The following is a 16,670-nucleotide window of genomic DNA, read 5'->3' on the forward strand; positions in this document are numbered from 1 at the left end:
ACGGCGCCCGGCGGCCTAGCCTTGGTGGGCTAACTTTGTTAGCTTAGAGTTGGACTAACAAAGTTAGCCGAGGTTGCCATGCTCGTTTTCGTTGCGGTTCTTTCTGCTGCCCTGTTCCTCGTCGCCGTAGCTGGCCTCTACATCTGGACGCGGCTCAGGCCGCGCCGGATACGTGCCGAGGTGGAGATCGACGCCTCCGCCGAGCTGGTCTGGGAAGTGCTCACCGACTTCTCCGCCTACCCGGAGTGGAACCCGTTCATCGTGAAGGCGACCGGCCAACCCAGTGCGGGGGAGAAGCTCCGCGTGGAACTGTCGACTGGCAGCCGTGAGATGTCGTTCGCCCCCACGGTCCTGGTCGCCGAGCCGGAGCGCGAGCTCCGATGGATAGGGCGCTTCGGCGTCCCCGGTGTGATGGATGGCGAGCATTACTTCTCCATCGAGCGCATCGAGGACGGCCGCGTCAGGTTCATCCACGGGGAGACATTCACCGGTGTTCTCGTGCCGTTCGTCGGCAGAGCACTTGACGTGGAGGGCGACTTCACCGCGATGAATGCGGCGTTGAAGGATCGCGTTGAGAAGATGCGCCGATGAGTAACCACCCCGAACTCGCGCCCTTGACAGCGCGAGCGGCGCAGATCGTCGGGGAGGCCCGCACGCTTCTCGAAGAGGAGGGGCACGAGGCGCTGACACTGCGTGCGCTGGCGGCGAGGCTCGGTATCCGGGCGCCGTCGCTGTACAAGCACATCCCGGACAAAGCCGCGCTCGAAGTGGCGCTCATCGAGCAGGGCCTGGCCGGACTGGGCAGCGTCCTGCACGCGGCCATGAAGGAACCGGACCCCTTCGCCGCGGTCCTCCGCGGGTACCGCGAGTACGCACTAGCCAACCCCAACCTCTACCGCTTGGCCACCGCTGGGCCGCTCGCCCGCGGGCGCCTCGCCCCCGGCCTCGAAGACTGGTCGGGGGAGCCGTTCTTCCTTCTCACTGGCGATCCGGAACGCGCGCAAGGGCTGTGGGCGTTCGCCCACGGCATGGTGATCCTGGAGATCGACGGCCGCTTCCCGCCGGGGTCTAATCTCGATCGCACCTGGGAGAAGGGGAGCGCGGCATTCCGAGCGAGCGGCGGCGAGGCCGGAGAGTAAGTCAGGGCGTGGACGCCGCGGCTCGACGTTCTCCGGAACAACGACGGACACAGCGGCGCCCGGCATAGATGGCCGCCGACCACAGCAGAAGCAGCGCGACCGCGGTGCCGACGTGCCAGGGGGCGCGCCACCAGTCGGGGACCTCGGCGGTGGGGTTCCTTCCGGCATGGGCGGACTCCCCTTCGGCGGTCAGCGACCAGACGAGGAACGCGTCGCCGACGGCTACGACGCCGCCGAGATACGAGCGCTGGCCTCCGTACTCGATGGCCATGCCGGCGGCCTCAGCGAACCCGGTGAGCGCGTCGGCGGCCGGTGTGTCGTGAAAGAGAACAGCGTCGCCAAGGGCGACGGTACTCGCTGATGCCGAAAGACCGAAGAGCAGTGGGCCGGAGTCCACATCGCCTGGTGAATCATTGCCGCGCGGGTACTCCCGGACACCGGGCATCATGCCGATGTCCGAGGTGAAGTGGGACCGGAACACGCGGTAGTCCTCGGCGGCCCCGTCCGGGTCGATCTCGGCCAGGAACCGCAGGAGAAGGGCCTGCGAGCTGCCTCGGGCCCCCTGGACCGGCTCGCCCGTCGCAGGGTCGACCTGGTGGGGGATCAGCCCGGTCTCCGGGTCGAGGCGTGCTTCGACGGCGTGCTTCCAGGCGGTGATGGTGGCGGCGTGTGCGTCCGAGTCACGGAGGCGGTCATCGAGCTGGAGCGCCGCCATCGCCACGACGCTGTCCACAGGCCATGCCTGACCGGGGTAGGCGGTGAGGTAGGGCGTTTGGGAGTTGAGCGCCGCGTCGAAGGCGTCGTGGAGTTCCGTCGCGGCCGATGCCAGCGCCCGGGCCTCGTCCGGAGCTTCCTCGGGGCCACCTGACAGCTCGACGATTCGACCGCGGAGCCAGGCCGTCCATCCCGCGTAGAACACCCCGTAGGCGGGGGCGGCATCCGCCGGGAACGGCCCGGTGCCCGCGGGGGACTCCAGCCGGGACAGCGACCATCGGGCTTCCCGGAGCGCCTCGTCCCGGTGGTCAGCGTCGAGGGTTCCAACATTGATCCAGCTCAGTCCGTGCAGGACGTGGGTGAAAAAGAAGCCCTCGGGAAACAACGCCTGCATCCGCTCGCCCGCGCCGGACTCCAACTCCGACCGGAGGAAGCGGAGCCGCGGAAGGGCATCCGCGGCGACCTCGGGCCCGCTCTGAGACAGGGGAGACGACGTATACGACCGCACCGTCGAGAGAGTGACCACGGCCGTCGCCACCATCGCGAGTATGACCAGGAGGGAGAACACGGCGAAAGCCAGCGGTCTCCGCTCGGCTCGTTCTGGTGAGACCGATGGGTGCAAGCGCACTGGCGGAGGTGTGGGTGACGGTGAGGGGCGGGGAGTCGAGGACATTGGTCGGCGAGCGTTTCCGAGTGGGCGAACCTCGGCACATCGTAGGCCTTACCCGCTCGACGTTGGGAGCGCGGGGGTGAGACGTGTCGGTCGCTGGCTCACCGGTCCTCTCGTGCGTCCCGGTCACGCCCTTCAGCGCCGTCGCCGGTGCGCTGTGCTCCCACACTGGCGTCGATCCAGGCGCACAGGTCGTCGAGAGCCGTTTCCGTCCGCTCCCGGTCACCGGTCATCAGGTAGTCGGTTTCCAGGCCGCTGAAGGCAGCGTTGAGCATCGTTGCCTTCACCAGCGCCGCGTCGCGCTGCATGCCCCGAGCGACCAGGCAGGAGGCGACGAACTCGGCGCGGCCTCGGACGAAACCCGGAATGGGGTGGGACAGCCTGTCCGCTGCGGCCAAACCCTCGATCTCACGGATGAGTCGAGTCGCCGCCAGCTCTTGGGGGCCCAGGTTGCGCTCCCACGTGGCCTTGACGATGGTGCTGACCGGTACGGACGGGTCATCCCAGCCGGGTGTGGTGCGCAGGGCCTGGTGCTGCTGCTCGTCGAGCCGCTCTAGGACGGCCGTGACCAAGGCCTCCTTGTCTGCGAAGTGGTGTGTCAGCACGCGCGTGCTCTGGCCGAGTCCCTCGGCCAGAGCACGCAGCGAGAAGTTGCCTATGCCTGTTCGGGCCAGTTGCTCGATGACAGCGTCGACGACGTCGCGCCTGCGCCGGGGGTCTGCGATTCGCGGCATGGGTCGCCTCACCTCCGGACAGGTACTCTGACACACGCATTAGGGAAACAGGTGTTACCTTTATGCCATGAGTACATCCCGACGACCCCCCGCGTGGTTGCTCGCCCTGGCACTGGCGGCCTTCGCGGTCCAGACAGACGACTTCATCATCATTGGTGTGCTCCCGGCGATCGCTTCCGATATCCACGTATCGGAGTCCGCGGCCGGGCAGCTGGTCACCGCCTACTCACTCGTTTATGCACTCACCGCTCCCATCTGGGCGATCCTGTTCGCCCGGGTGCCGCGCAGGAGAGCCCTCTTCTGGGCGCTCACCACCTTCACGGGGGCGAACGCTGCTGTTCTCCTCGTGGACGTCTATCCCGTCCTCATGGCGCTGCGGGTGGTGGCCGCTCTGGCCGCGTCCGTGGTCTTGCCGACGGCCCTGGCTGCGGCGAGTACGCAGGCGCCGCCAGACCGCCGAGGCCGCTACCTGGCCCTGGTGATGATGGGTCTGACCGGCGCGATCCTGGCGGGTGTCCCGCTCGGTACGTGGGTTGGCGCTCTCCTGGGGTGGAAGGCGACCTTCGCCTTCGGCGGCCTCATGGGCGGTCTCTCCCTACTCCTGGGGCTCGCTACCCTGCCCGCTGGCGCCGACGCGACCGACGAGGAGCGCCGCACCTTCGCCGATCTGCTGCGCCCCCTGTTCGACAGGGCCGTGGCCGTCGTCCTCATCCTGACGATCCTGACCGTGGCCGGGAATCTCGCCTTCCAGACCTACATCGCGGTGATCCTTTCCGGTCTCGCTGGAGTCACCCCCTCCGTGCTGGGCGTACTGCTGGTGTGCTCTGGGGTTGGCGGGCTGCTCGGCACCCAGGCGTCCGGCCGACTGGTCGACCGCTTCGGCGCGCTTCGCTCCTTCCTGGCGGCCGGTGCGGTCTTCGGCCTGGCGATGGCCGGGCTGGCCCTCCTATGGCTGGTCAGCCCAGTTCCCGTCTGGGGTGTAGCGCCGATTCTCATGGTGTGGTCGGCCGCCGCTTGGGCGGTGCCGCCCAGTCTCCAGGCACTCATGCTCGACCGGGCGGGGGCCGAAGCCGCGTCCCAGGCGATGGCCGTACACAGCAGCTCCGTCTACGTCGGAGCCGCAGTGGGCGGTGTACTCGGTGGTGCGGCAATCGCCGTCAGCCCCGGACTCGTCCCAGCCGCGGCTGCGGCTGCGGCCGTGCTCGGCCTCGCCCTGAGCCCACTGGCGCGCCGCCCCGGCGGGCAGGGCGCTGATCGACCGCGAGTTGTACCCGCCGCAGACGGCCTTCGCGGCCAAACCGGTCCAGGCGCAGGCGATGCTGGAGCGTGCTCTGGACGCCCGAACGCCGGCGGTCGGGGTGACCGCTGATGGGGCCGACGGGCGGGACTCCGTGTTCCGCGGCTTTCCCCGGCACTTCCTTGCGGCCACCTGACCGCTCGGTGATCCGCCCACGCGACCAGGCGGTCCACCCCGCGTGGAACACGCCGTAGGCAGGGTCGGCATCAGTCGGGAATAGTGCCGTACCGAGCTGAGGGCTCCAGCTCGGACCATCATCAGCGGGCCTCCTCAATCGCCTCCCCGACGGTGATCAGAATCCACATTCCCGACGTTGAGCCGGATCAGCCCGTCCACGACATGGGTGTCTGCCGCCCCACGCGCCCCCTACACCTCGCTGGAAGCAGCCCCACCGGCCGACGGGGAGGCCGTCGGCTCGAAAGCGAAGGAGCGGATGAAGCAGTCCCGGGGCTGGTTGACGGCGAAAAGGACGCAGTCGAGCAGTGACCGGGAGGTGAGCTGGGAATCCGGCCCCCGCTCGGCCTGATCCCACTCCTCCCGGAGCGGGTCGATGTTGCGGAAGTCCGGCGGGTAGAGGGAAATGACCCGGACACCCAGGGGGCGGAGGCGCTGGGACATGATCTCGGCGAAGTTGGCCTGGGCGCCCTTGGCGGCGCAGAAAGCCGGGTTGCCGACGCCCATGTCGCCGCGTGGCGAGGCCACGGACGAGATCAGGTTGACGATGTCGGGCCGCTCCGAGGCGCGCAGCAGCGGGAGGAAGTGCTTGGTCATCAGGACCGTGCCGGAACCGCCCGAGGCGATCGTGGCCGTGATCTCGTCGTCGCCGACAGCGTCCAGGTCGGTCGCGTCGAGCCACCGCGCGCCGTTGTTGAGCAGGATGTCCACTCGGTCGGTCCGCTCGCCCACCTGCCGCGCGAACTCGCGGACCGACTCGGGATCGCCGAGGTCGCAGGCGAACGCGTGCACGTGGTCACGACCGAGCGCCCGAATCTCGTCCCGCGTCGCCTCCGCCGCCGTGAGGCTGCGGGCCGATAGGAAGACCTCGGCGCCCAACTCGGCGAAGCGGATGGCCAGCGTCCGCCCGAAGTCGCGCGCGGCGCCGGTGACCACTACACGAGTGTTCTGCATGCGCTTCCTACTCCTCATTCTTCGGTTCGCGGTCGGATCCGCTCACCGTAGAACCTCAACCGCACCGCAGCTCAAGTAGGGCTGAACGGGTGACCGCCGTCGGTTTCGCAGCGAACAGCAGGCCGCATACCCGGCGTGGGCCCGTGTGCTCGTAGCGGTGGGGGCGGTGCGTTCGGTCATTGCGCCGGGCTCGGTCGTTGAAGGGGAGGGCGCTTGAGCGCACGGATCACCCGCACGGGGTCAGCGGAGGCCGCGTGGCGTGTGTGGGCGGTGGGGGATTGCGGTTGAACGCACGAAGCGTCGTTCGTCAGACGGGGCGGTGGGATCGCCGGTAGGCCTCCAGGACCGCTGAGAGGAGGCCGGGGAAGAGTGCTTCCAGGTCGTCTTCGCGCAGTCGGCTCATGCGTGCCGTCCCCTCGTAGTGCTGGCGGATGACGCCCGCCTCTCGCAGCACTCGGAAGTGGTGCGTGCACGTGGACTTGCTCACCGGCAGCTCGAAGGCGATGCAGGCCATCTCGGTGTGGCCGTCCGCGAGCTCGCCCGCGATGCGCAGTCGGATGGGATCGGCCAGCGCGTGCAGCACGGTCTCCAGCCTGATCTCCTCCCGCTCCGGGTGCGCTAACCGGCGCCCGGACCCGGCGGTCGGCTCGGGGGTGTGCATGGCGACCTCCGCGCGTTGAGACTCACCGCACAAAGTACGAGCATCGTCATACTTTGACAAACATCGTAGTACGTAGATTATCGTACTAATGGCTGGCCGGTCGTGGTCAGCCGCTTCTTGTAGCGAGGAGACCATCGGTGAGTGCTCTGTTCACCCCCGTGACCCTGCGGTCGCTGGAGATCCCCAACCGCGTCTGGATGTCCCCGATGTGCATGTACTCCGCGGCGCCCGAAGGCCCGGAGACCGGCGCCCCAACGGACTTCCACCTCACTCACCTGGCCGCCCGCGCCGCTGGCGGCGCCGGGCTGGTCATGGTCGAGGCCACGGGCGTGCGCCCCGACGGTCGCATCAGCCCGTGGGACCTGGGCCTGTGGAACGACCGCCAGCAGCAGGCGTTCGCCAGCGTCACCTCGGCGATCCGCGAGTACGGGGCGGTCCCCGCCATCCAGCTCGCACACGCCGGGCGCAAGGCCTCGACCGACAAGCCCTGGCTGGGCGACCGGTACCTGCCCGAGGCCGAGGGCGGCTGGCCAACCGTCGGCCCCACCGCGGAGCCCTTCCCCGGACTCCCGGCGCCCCGCGCGCTGACGCAGGCGGAGATCGGCGAACTCGTCCGCGACTTCGCCGACGCGGCCCGGCGCGCGCTCGCCGCCGGCTTCGAGGTCGTGGAGGTGCACGGCGCCCACGGCTACCTGATCAACTCGTTCCTCTCCCCGGCCGTCAACGACCGCACCGACGCCTACGGCGGCAGCTTCGAGAACCGCCTGCGCTTCCCGATGGAGGTCGTCGATGCCGTGCGCGAGGTGTGGCCCGACCACCTTCCGGTCTTCTTCCGGACCTCCGCCACGGACTGGCTGTCGGAGAACCCCGCCGACGCCCGCGAGGGCTGGACGGGGGACGACACCGTCCGGCTGGCCAAGGAGCTCCAGGCGCGCGGCGTCGACCTGCTCGACGTGTCCACCGGTGGCATGGCCCCCGACGCCCAGATCCCGGTGGAGCCCGGCTACCAGGTCCCCTTCGCCGCCCAGGTCCGCGACGCGACGGGGCTAGCCACCGGAGCCGTGGGCCTGATCACCGAGGCGCGGCAGGCGGAACAGATCGTCGCCTCCGGCCGGGCCGACGCCGTCCTCCTCGGCCGGGAACTGCTCCGCGACCCCTACTGGCCCCAGCACGCCGCCACCGAACTCGGGGCTGACCCGCGCTGGCCGGAGCAGTACGGTTACGCCGTCCGGCGCCGCGGGTGAGGTGATCGCGCGGCGGGTGCCGTCACCCCGCCGCGCGCCGGGACAGACCGGCGGTGGGCTATTCCTCGCTGTGGCTCAGGCGGTGCAGCCAGCCATGAGGGCGAGGAGTGGTGTGGAGGCGGCGGCGGACCTGGTCGACGATGTGGCCGCCGGCCAGGTCGTTGGCCAGCAGGCAGGCGCGTTCGATGCCCCGGGGGCTGCTGGCGCCGTGGGCGATGACGACGGTGCCGTTGAGGCCCAGCAGCACGGCGCCGCCGTAGGTGTCGCTGTCGAAGCGGTCGGTGAGCTCGCGGAGCGATTTGCGTTGCAGCAGGGTTCCAGCCTTGGCGAGGCGGCTTGAAGTGAGGGCCTCCCGGATGGTGTCGAAGGCGAAGCTGACCGCCCCTTCGACGGACTTCAACGCCACGTTGCCGGTGAATCCGTCGGTGACCACCACGTCGACCTCGCTTGACAGCAGGTCGTGGCCTTCGATGTTGCCTCGGAAATCGAGGCGGGGCGCGCCCGCGGTGGTGTCCGCGGCGGTGGCGTGGAGGAGTTCGGCGGCCTTGCGCGCGAGTTTGTTGCCCTTGCCCGGCTCCGAGCCGATGGTCAGCATCCCCACCCGCGGTTCGGCGACGCCGTAGGCGGTCTGCGCGTACGCCGCGCCCAGGTGGGCGAACTGCACCAGCATCTCCGGTTTGGCGTCGGCGTTGGCCCCGGCGTCCAGCAGGATGGTGGGAACCGGGCGGGTCGGAAGCGCCACGGCCAGTGCGGCGCGCAGCACTCCGGGCTGGGTGCGCAGCCGCACCGTGGACGTGGCGACCACCCCGCCCGTCGATCCGGCCGACACGAGCGCGGCGGCGTCCCCCTGCCGGATGAGTTTGCAGGCGACGGCCACGGTCGAGCGCGGTCGCCGCCAGCTCGCCAGCGCGCCCTCGTTCATGGCGAGCGTGTCCTCGGCGTGCACGACCGGGATCTCGCGTGTGGCCTCCTGCTCGGCGAGCAGCGCCGTGATCTCCCGTGCCCGTCCGACCAGTACCAGCCGCAGCCCGTACTCGCGGACCGCGTGCACCGCCCCTTGGACGACCGCGGCGGGCGCATGGTCGCCCCCCATCGCGTCGACCGCGATGACCGGCGCTTCGGAGCGTTTCACCGGGGATCCGCCGCTCAAACGGGTTCCTCGCTCTCCATTGGACAGCGCTCTCCACGCTCTCCACACGGTCCGACTGGCCTGCCGGCTTTGCCCTGGGGCGGTGGGGACGGTGAGGGGCGCTGTGGCGACCTCCGGCTTCAACGGCCGGACGTCTGCTCCCCGCGCCGCCCTCCCCGGGGTCAGGCTACGGGAGAGCTGGGAGTCTCCCGCAGGCGGCCCGAATAAACCCAGGTCAGCGGTTTATCTTCGTAAAGTGGGTAAGTATCGCCCTAGATCGGGTATGCCCGTTCGCTGGCCCGGTTTCTGCATCACCCGCCGGGCCCGGTTTTAACCACATTGTTCACGTTATGGGTGGTCCGCTGGCGTGCGAACACGCCGGGATCCCCGTGTCAGCGCCGCCCCGTGGACCCGCCTGGGCGGCCTGCCGGTTGTCATGAGAGGAGACGCGTGAGCTTGACGCACGACGCGGCACTGTCCCCGTCCGCCGGACGTCGGTTTCGTGCCTACACGACGAAACATCTGGACGAACTGACGGCCCGTGCCGGCCTGAGCGCGGAGGAACGTCTGGCGGCGCGGGCGGTGGCCACAGTGCTGCCGTTCCGGGTCAACACCTACGTCATCGACGAGCTGATCGACTGGGACGCCGCACCCGACGATCCGATCTACCGGTTGGTGTTCCCGCAGGCGGACATGCTCCCGAGCGAGGACGTCGACAGGATCGCCGACCTGCTGCGTCGGGAGGCCCCCCGCAAGGAGCTCAACGAAGCCGCCAACGAAGTCCGTGCGCGACTCAACCCTCACCCCGCCGGGCAGATGGAGCTCAACGTCCCCAAGATCGGCAACGAGGACCCCATCCCCGGCGTACAGCACAAGTACGCCGAGACGGTGCTCTTCTTCCCCAAGCAGGGGCAGACGTGCCACGCGTACTGCACCTACTGTTTCCGCTGGGCCCAGTTCGTCGGCGACGCCGACCTGAAGTTCGCCTCCAGCGACATCGACCAGCTGGTCGAGTATCTGCACCAGCACCCCGAGGTCACCAGCGTCCTGTTCACCGGCGGCGACCCGATGATCATGGGCGAGGGCGTCCTGTCGCGCTACATCGAACCGCTCCTCGGGATCGAGACGCTGGAGTCCATCCGGATCGGCACCAAGGCGCTGGGGTACTGGCCGCAGCGCTTCGTCACCGACCCCGACGCCGACGAGACCCTGCGCCTGTTCGAGAAGGTTGTCGAATCCGGCAAGAACCTCGCGTTCATGGCGCATTTCTCGCACCCCAACGAGCTCCTGCCCGACCTGGTGCACGAGGCCGTGCGCCGGATACGCGACACGGGTGCGGTGATCCGTACGCAGGCCCCGCTGATCCGGACGATCAACGACGACCCGGCCACCTGGGAAACCATGTGGCGCACCCAGACCCGCATGGGCATGGTCCCGTACTACATGTTCGTCGAGCGCGACACCGGTCCCCAGGACTACTTCGCCGTTCCGCTGGCGGAGGCCTACGAGATCTATCGCCGCGCCTACATGAAGGTCTCCGGCCTGGCCCGGACCGTGCGCGGCCCGTCCATGTCGGCCACGCCCGGCAAGGTCTGTGTCGACGGCGTCACCGAGATCGCCGGCGAGAAGGTCTTCGTGCTCCATTTCATCCAGGCGCGCGACCCGGAGCTCGTCGGCAAGCCGTTCTTCGCCAAGTACGACGAAACCGCCAGCTGGCTGTTTGACCTGGAACCGGCGCTGGGGGCGACCCACTTCCCCTACGAGTCGGCGCCGCCGACCGACGCGTCCGCGCTGGTGACCCCCACGCGGTTGTAGCGACCCTGGCGGTGTGTGGCGGCGGCGTGAGATCGGCTGGGCAAGGGGGCGCCCCCACCACGGACCACCGGCCGTATCCGACCCGAAGGGTCGCCGGGCCCGGCCCCGTCCTGTCAACGCGATGCGACGGGGCCGGGGCCTTTGCCGTGCAGCGTCCGCGCCGCGCGGCGCCGATAGAGTGAGCGGGTTATGGCTTTCTCCAGGGGAACCGGTCGGCACGTTCGCGGACTCACGATCGGCATCGACATCGGCGGAACCAAGGTCGCCGCGGGCGTCGTGAACCCGTCGGGCCGCGTTCTGGCCCGGCGGCGCGCGGAGACGCCCGACAAGAGCAAGAGCCCCAAGGTCGTCGAGGACACCATCGCCTCCCTCGTCGAGGAGCTGCGCCGCGCGTACCCCGTGCACGCCGTCGGCGTGGGTGCGGCGGGCTTCGTCGACGAGCACCGCGCCAGCGTGCTCTTCGCTCCCCACCTCGCCTGGCGGAAGGAGCCCCTGCGCGAGGCCCTGACGCAGCGGCTGGATCTTCCCGTTGTCGTGGAGAACGACGCTAACGCCTCCGCCTGGGCGGAAGTCCGCGTGGGGGCCGGACGCGGCGTCGACGACATCGTCGTGGTGAACCTCGGCACCGGTATCGGCGGCGCGATCATCCTCGACGGGAAGCTGCACCGCGGCCGCTACGGCATCGCCGGAGAGTTCGGGCACATGACCGTCGTCCCTGGCGGTCACCGCTGCGAGTGCGGCAACCGCGGCTGCTGGGAGCAGTACGCCAGCGGCAACGCGGTGACCCGCGACGCGCGCGAACTGGCGGCGGCCGACTCCCCGGTGGCGCGCCGCCTCATCCAGGCGGTCGGCGGCGACCCGGCGCTGATCACCGGCCCTCTGGTGAGCGACCTCGCCCGCGAGGACGACCGCGCGAGCGTGGAACTCCTGGAGGACGCGGGGGGCTGGCTCGGTGTCGGCCTGGCCAACCTGGCCGCGGCCTTCGACCCGGAGCTGTTCATCATCGGCGGCGGCGTCTCGGACTGCGGCGAGCTGCTGCTCGGCCCGGCCCGCACGGCCTTCCGCCGCCATCTCACCGGGCGCGGCTACCGGCCGGAAGCCCGCATCGTCCGGGCCGAGCTGGGCAACGAGGCCGGGCTGATCGGCGCCTCCCTGCTGGCCCGGGACGCGACCACGCGCCGCTTCCCCCGGCGCTCCCGCCGCGCCCGCTTCCGGGCGCGGTGACGGGGCGCCTCAGCCGCCGTCACCGCCCCACCCGGTCCCCCGTTGATCTCGGCGATATCGACGGGGGCTTTGTCGTTTCAGGCTGTGAGGGTGAGTTCGAAGGAGTAGCGCGTCGCGCGGTAGACGTGCGAGCCGACCTCGACCACCCGGCCGATGTCGTCGTAGGCGGTGCGGTCCATCGTCAGCAGCGGTGCCCCCCGCGACTCGCCGAGCATCCGGGCCTCGGCCGCCGTGGCGCCCCGGGCGCCGATGCTCTGCGAGGCCATTTTCAGCGTGATCCCCGCCGCCCGCAGCAGCTGGTACAGGCCGGTCTCGGCGAGCTTCTCCCGGGTCAGTTCCACGCGGTCCAGCGTGAGGTAGTTGTGCATGAGCGCCAGCGGCTCGTCGCCCGCGTAGCGCAGGCGTTCCACCAGGTAGATCTCGGTGCCGGGGGCGACCTCCAGGGTCGCGGCGACCGCGTCCGGCGCGGGCCCCACGCTCAGGTCGAGCACCTCGGTACGCGGTCGCTGGCCCGCCTGGCTCAGGTCGTCATACAGGCTCGACAGCTCCACGGGGCGGCGCACCCGAGGCGTGACCACCTGGGTGCCGACCCCGCGTTTACGCACCAGCAGGCCGCGGTCGACGAGGTACTCGATCGCCCGCCGCAGGGTGGGGCGCGACAGGCCGAGTCTGCCGGCGAGCACGACCTCGTTCTCCAGGCGGGTTCCGGCGGGCATGTCGCCGGACTGGATGCGCTGCTCCAGCTCCTGGGCCACCTGGAAGTACAGCGGCACCGGGCTGCTGCGGTCGAGGGGGATCGACAGGGGCGACTCTGACACGCGACTCCGTTCTCCTGATGGACGTGCGGGCGCTGGGATGAACCTCTCTTTACCGCGCGTTCGGCCGCGGGAGTTCCCACCCAGTCTACGTATTCGGCATGTTGCGTGGATATCACGACGTCCATATGTCTAGACAAACTATTGACAAGATCTTCACATTCGGCGTACAAACTCTCTCAAAGGATGTGACCCACGGAACAACACCCTGTTACCTGGATCAACGTGTAGGAGGATGGGTATGCGGATCGGACTTGTCGGCACCGGCCGGATCGGCGCCTCGCACGCCGCCGCGATCTCGGCGCGCCCCGAAGTCTCCGAACTCGTGCTGGCCGACGCCGACAGAGACCGCGCCCGCGAGGTCGCCGGGCGCGTCGGCGCCCATGTCGCGGGTGACATCTCCACACTGCTCTCTCCGGGCGCCGTCGACGGCCTGGTCATCACCGCCGCGACAGCGGCCCACCCGGAGCTCATCCTCGCCGGGGTCCGCGCCGGGATCCCGGTCTTCTGTGAGAAGCCGGTGGCGCCCGACATCCCCGGGACCGTCGAGGTCCTCCGCGAGGTCGAGAAGAGCGGAGTCCCGGTGCACATCGGCTTTATGCGCCGGTTCGACGCCGGCTACACGCGCGCCCGCCAGGCACTGCGCGACGGCGAACTCGGCGAGCTGCACCGCGTACACGCGATCACCTGCGACGCCGCCCCGCCGCCCGCCGCCTACGTTCCGACCTCCGGCGGCATCTTCCGCGACTGCCACGTGCACGACTTCGACATCCTGCGCTGGGTGACCGGCCGCGAGGTCACCGAGGTGTACGCCTACGGCGCCAACCGGGGCGCCGCGTACTTCGCCGAGGCGGGGGACGTCGACACCACCGCCGCGGTGCTCCGGATGGACGACGGGACCGTGGTCACCCTCCAGGGCTCCCGCTACAACGGCGCCGGGTATGACGTCCGTATGGAGCTCGCCGGCTCCCGCGGCACCATCGCGGTCGGCTTGGATGAGCGCGCCCCGCTGGTCTCCGCCGAAGCGGGCGTCGACTTCCCGACCGGACAGCCGTGGCAGGAGTTCTGGTCCCGCTTCACCCCCGCCTACGAGGCGGAGATCGGGGCCTTCATCCGCATGGTTTCAGGCGGGGGAGAGAGCCCCTGCACCGTCGCCGACGCCCTGGAGGCCGTGCTCGTCGCCGACGCCGCCGACAGGTCCATGCGCGAGGGGCGGCCGGTCCAGGTCGCCGAGGTGCGGCCCCAGCCGTAGCGCGACCGCGCGCCGATCCCGACACCGGCCGGGCGACACAGGAAACCGGCCACCTACACCAACGGAGGTTCGAGTGAAACCCAGTGACCGCCGGCACTCTGATGGCCGCTTCGAGGTCATCACGATGGGCCGCGTGGGCGTCGACATCTACCCGGAGCAGGTGGGTGTCGGGCTGGATCGGGTGCGGTCCTTCGGGAAGTTCATCGGGGGCAGCCCGACCAACGTCGCCGTGGCCGCCGCCCGCTACGGGCGCGGCACGGCCCTGATCACCCGCACCGGCGAGGACCCCTTCGGCGCCTTCGTGCACTCCGCGCTGCGCGGCTTCGGGGTGGACGACCGCTTCGTCAGCCCCGTCCCCGGCCGCCCCACCCCGGTGACCTTCTGCGAGATCTTCCCGCCCGACGACTTCCCCCTCTACTTCTACGGCCGCGACCCCAAGGCCGCCGACCTGGAGATCGACGCCGCGGACCTCGACTACGACGCCATCCGCGCCGCCGACATCTTCTGGGTCACCGTCACCGGCCTGTGCCGGGAACCCAGCCGCACCGCCACCCTGGAGGCGCTCCGGGCCCGCGGCAAGCGCGGTACCACCATCATCGACCTGGACTACCGGCCGATGTTCTGGGAGTCGCGCGACACCGCCCGCGAGGTCGTCGCCCAGGCGCTGCCCCACGCCACCGTGGCCGTCGGCAACCTCGACGAGTGGGACACCGCCGTCGGCCGCACCGACCCGCATGAGGCCGCCGCGTCCGCCCGTGACAACGGCATCGACCTCGCCGTCGTCAAGCAGGGCCCCAAGGGCGTCCTCGCGGTGGACGGCTCCGGTGAGGTGGCGGTCCCTCCGGTCCCGGTCGACGTGGTCAACGGGCTGGGCGCGGGCGACGCCTTCGGCGGCGCCCTCTGCCACGGCCTGCTCTCCGGGTGGGACACCGAGCGCGTCATGCGCTTCGCCAACGCCGCCGGTGCCATCGTCGCCTCCCGGCTCTCCTGCTCCGACGCCATGCCCACGCAGGACGAGGTCGAGGCCAAGCTGGCCGGGACCGCCCTGGCGTTCGGCACCACCTCGACGCGCGGGAGCAGCTGATGGCGACCGACCGACTGCGGGAGATCATCGAGACGCGCGTGCACAACCCCGAGGCGATCGCCGAGGCCGCCGCGCGGCGGGTGAAGCCCGGCACGCTGGTGGGGGAGCACGGCAAGGCGATGATCATCGCCGCCGACCACCCGGCGCGCGGGGCGCTGCGCGCGGGTGCGCGGCCCATGGCCATGGCCGACCGGGCCGACCTGCTCGACCGGCTGTGCACGGCGCTGGCCCGGCCCGGCGTCACCGGGGTCCTGGGCACCGCCGACATCCTGGAGGACCTGCTGCTGCTCGGGGCGCTGGAGGGCAAGAGCGTCTTCGGGTCGATGAACCGCGGCGGGCTGGCCGGGGCGTCGTGGGAGATCGACGACCGGTTCACCGGCTACGACACCGCCGGTATCGCCGCCATGGGCTTCGAGGGCGGCAAGATGCTGCTGCGCCTCGACTACAACGACGACCGCACCCCCGCCACCTTCGAGGCCTGTGCCAAGGCGGTCGACGAGCTCAACGCGGCGCGGCTTATGGCCATGGTCGAGCCGTTCATCTCGCACCGCACCGACGGCGCCGTCAAAAACGACCTGTCGCCGGACGCGGTGACCCGCTCGGTGGCCATCGCTTCCGGCATCGGCCGCTCGTCCGCCTACACCTGGCTGAAGGTGCCGGTGGTGGACGAGATGGAGCGCGTGCTGGCCGCCTCGACCCTCCCGGCGCTGCTGCTCGGCGGCGAACTGTCCGCTGACCCCGAGGCCACCTACGCCCGCTGGGGCGCGGCACTGAAACTGCCGACGGTCAGGGGTCTGACCGTCGGGCGATCCCTGCTCTATCCCGCCGACGACGACGTCGTCGGCGCCGTCGACACCGCTGTGGGGCTGCTGTGAGCACTACCGATTCCAAGCACTACCTTCCGGCCGGGAGCACCGCCTCCGGCCCGTTCCGCACCGTCGTCACGCCCGAGTCCGCGGGATGGGGCTACTCCGGGCTGCGCGTACTGGAGCTCGCGCCCGGCGGCAGCCAGGAGGTCGCCACATCCGACTCCGAGACCCTGGTGCTGCCCCTCAACGGCGGCTGCACGGTGACCGTCGACGGCCAGACGTTCGAGGTCACCGGCCGCCAGGACGTGTTCTCCCGGGTCACCGACTTCGCCTACCTGCCGCGCGACGCCAGCGCGACCATCGCCAGCACCGGCGGCGGCCGGTTCGCGCTGCCCGCCGCGCGCTGCGAGAAGAGGCTGCCGGCCCGCTACGGCCCCGCCGAGAACGTGCCGGTCGAGCTGCGCGGCGCCGGGCAGTCCAGCCGCCAGGTCAACAACTTCTGCACCCCGCAGACCTTCGAGTGCGACAAGCTCATCGCCTGCGAAGTGCTGACCCCCTCCTCGAACTGGTCCTCCTACCCGCCGCACAAGCACGACGAGGCCACCGAGACCGAGCGCGAGCTGGAGGAGATCTACTACTTCGAGGTCGCCGACGGCCCGGTCGGCCCCGGCGTCGCCTACCAGCGGGTCTACGGCACCGAGCGGCGGCCGATCGACGTGCTCGCCGAGGTCCGCAGCGAGGACGTGGTGCTCATCCCGCACGGCTGGCACGGCCCGTCCATGGCCGCGCCCGGCTACGACCTCTACTACCTCAACGTCATGGCGGGTCCGGGGGACGACCGCGCCTGGCTGATCTGCGACGACCCGGCGCACGGCTGGGTCCGCCAGACCTGGGCCGACCAGGCGACCGACCCCCGCCTCCCGCTGTACACGGCCCAGGGAAAGGAGCAGTGAGC

At 70.4% G+C, this 16,670-nt stretch carries 16 protein-coding genes; 10 read left to right on the top strand and 6 right to left on the bottom strand.

The genetic code is table 11. From position 1 onward, the window contains the following. Nucleotides 1–78 precede the first annotated feature (78 nt). Nucleotides 79–591 (top strand): SRPBCC family protein, encoded by a 513-nt coding sequence (locus ABD259_RS02775; RefSeq protein ID WP_344099313.1) that lies wholly within the window; start codon nucleotides 79–81, stop codon nucleotides 589–591. Next, entirely contained in the window at nucleotides 588–1,139 is a 552-nt protein-coding gene (locus ABD259_RS02780) for a TetR/AcrR family transcriptional regulator (protein ID WP_344099311.1), read from the top strand. The genes ABD259_RS02775 and ABD259_RS02780 overlap by 4 nt, the downstream gene beginning before the upstream one ends. A gap of 1 nt (nucleotide 1,140) precedes the next feature. Here the strand turns inward: ABD259_RS02780 and ABD259_RS02785 are convergent, their stop codons facing one another. Together ABD259_RS02785 and ABD259_RS02790 are read right to left on the bottom strand one after the other, a co-directional pair. Next, nucleotides 1,141–2,481: a hypothetical protein gene (locus ABD259_RS02785; protein WP_344159977.1), complete on the bottom strand. Its 1,341-nt coding sequence runs from the start codon at nucleotides 2,479–2,481 to the stop codon at nucleotides 1,141–1,143. A 143-nt stretch (nucleotides 2,482–2,624) separates the two neighbouring features. Further along, on the bottom strand, nucleotides 2,625–3,257 hold the full coding sequence (locus ABD259_RS02790) for a TetR/AcrR family transcriptional regulator (RefSeq protein WP_344099307.1): 633 nt from the start codon (nucleotides 3,255–3,257) through the stop codon (nucleotides 2,625–2,627). Nucleotides 3,258–3,324: 67 nt separating this feature from the next. Between ABD259_RS02790 and ABD259_RS02795 the strand changes: the two genes are divergently transcribed. Further along, nucleotides 3,325–4,626 (top strand): MFS transporter, encoded by a 1,302-nt coding sequence (locus tag ABD259_RS02795; RefSeq protein ID WP_412759332.1) that lies wholly within the window; start codon nucleotides 3,325–3,327, stop codon nucleotides 4,624–4,626. Between the two features lie 294 nt (nucleotides 4,627–4,920). Here ABD259_RS02795 and ABD259_RS02800 read toward each other — a convergent pair whose 3' ends face one another. After that, a complete protein-coding gene (locus ABD259_RS02800; protein ID WP_344159980.1) occupies nucleotides 4,921–5,682 on the bottom strand; it encodes an SDR family oxidoreductase in 762 nt (253 codons plus the stop codon). Between the two features lie 307 nt (nucleotides 5,683–5,989). After that, a complete protein-coding gene (locus ABD259_RS02805) occupies nucleotides 5,990–6,343 on the bottom strand; it encodes an ArsR/SmtB family transcription factor (RefSeq protein ID WP_344099303.1) in 354 nt (117 codons plus the stop codon). Between the two features lie 137 nt (nucleotides 6,344–6,480). Between ABD259_RS02805 and ABD259_RS02810 the strand changes: the two genes are divergently transcribed. After that, nucleotides 6,481–7,587: an NADH:flavin oxidoreductase/NADH oxidase gene (locus ABD259_RS02810; protein ID WP_344099301.1), complete on the top strand. Its 1,107-nt coding sequence runs from the start codon at nucleotides 6,481–6,483 to the stop codon at nucleotides 7,585–7,587. Nucleotides 7,588–7,645: 58 nt separating this feature from the next. On the opposite strand, the gene plsX is transcribed toward ABD259_RS02810, so the two are convergent. Next, the gene (gene plsX / locus ABD259_RS02815) at nucleotides 7,646–8,737 is read right to left on the bottom strand and encodes a phosphate acyltransferase PlsX (RefSeq protein ID WP_344099299.1); all 1,092 of its coding nucleotides are present in this window, start codon (nucleotides 8,735–8,737) and stop codon (nucleotides 7,646–7,648) included. Between the two features lie 429 nt (nucleotides 8,738–9,166). Here plsX and ABD259_RS02820 point away from each other — a divergent pair, with 429 nt between their 5' ends. Continuing rightward, a complete protein-coding gene (locus ABD259_RS02820) occupies nucleotides 9,167–10,531 on the top strand; it encodes a KamA family radical SAM protein (protein ID WP_344099297.1) in 1,365 nt (454 codons plus the stop codon). Nucleotides 10,532–10,720: 189 nt separating this feature from the next. Further along, entirely contained in the window at nucleotides 10,721–11,755 is a 1,035-nt protein-coding gene (locus tag ABD259_RS02825; RefSeq protein WP_344099295.1) for an ROK family glucokinase, read from the top strand. Between the two features lie 77 nt (nucleotides 11,756–11,832). On the opposite strand, the gene ABD259_RS02830 is transcribed toward ABD259_RS02825, so the two are convergent. Beyond that, nucleotides 11,833–12,573: a GntR family transcriptional regulator gene (locus ABD259_RS02830; protein WP_344099293.1), complete on the bottom strand. Its 741-nt coding sequence runs from the start codon at nucleotides 12,571–12,573 to the stop codon at nucleotides 11,833–11,835. A gap of 238 nt (nucleotides 12,574–12,811) precedes the next feature. On the opposite strand from ABD259_RS02830, the gene ABD259_RS02835 reads away from it, so the two are divergent. From ABD259_RS02835 to iolB, 4 genes are all read left to right on the top strand, one after another. Further along, a complete protein-coding gene (locus ABD259_RS02835) occupies nucleotides 12,812–13,822 on the top strand; it encodes a Gfo/Idh/MocA family protein (RefSeq protein WP_344099291.1) in 1,011 nt (336 codons plus the stop codon). A 73-nt stretch (nucleotides 13,823–13,895) separates the two neighbouring features. After that, complete coding sequence (iolC, locus tag ABD259_RS02840; RefSeq protein WP_344159983.1) at nucleotides 13,896–14,906, top strand: 5-dehydro-2-deoxygluconokinase; 1,011 nt, start codon at nucleotides 13,896–13,898, stop codon at nucleotides 14,904–14,906. Further along, on the top strand, nucleotides 14,906–15,781 hold the full coding sequence (locus ABD259_RS02845; RefSeq protein ID WP_344159986.1) for a Cgl0159 family (beta/alpha)8-fold protein: 876 nt from the start codon (nucleotides 14,906–14,908) through the stop codon (nucleotides 15,779–15,781). Before iolC ends, ABD259_RS02845 begins: the two co-directional genes overlap by 1 nt. Continuing rightward, nucleotides 15,778–16,668, top strand: coding sequence for a 5-deoxy-glucuronate isomerase (gene iolB, locus ABD259_RS02850; RefSeq protein WP_344159989.1), 891 nt, complete (start codon nucleotides 15,778–15,780; stop codon nucleotides 16,666–16,668). The genes ABD259_RS02845 and iolB overlap by 4 nt, the downstream gene beginning before the upstream one ends. Nucleotides 16,669–16,670 lie beyond the last annotated feature (2 nt).

The organism is Nocardiopsis rhodophaea, assembly GCF_039530945.1.
Taxonomy (GTDB): domain Bacteria; phylum Actinomycetota; class Actinomycetes; order Streptosporangiales; family Streptosporangiaceae; genus Nocardiopsis_C; species Nocardiopsis_C rhodophaea.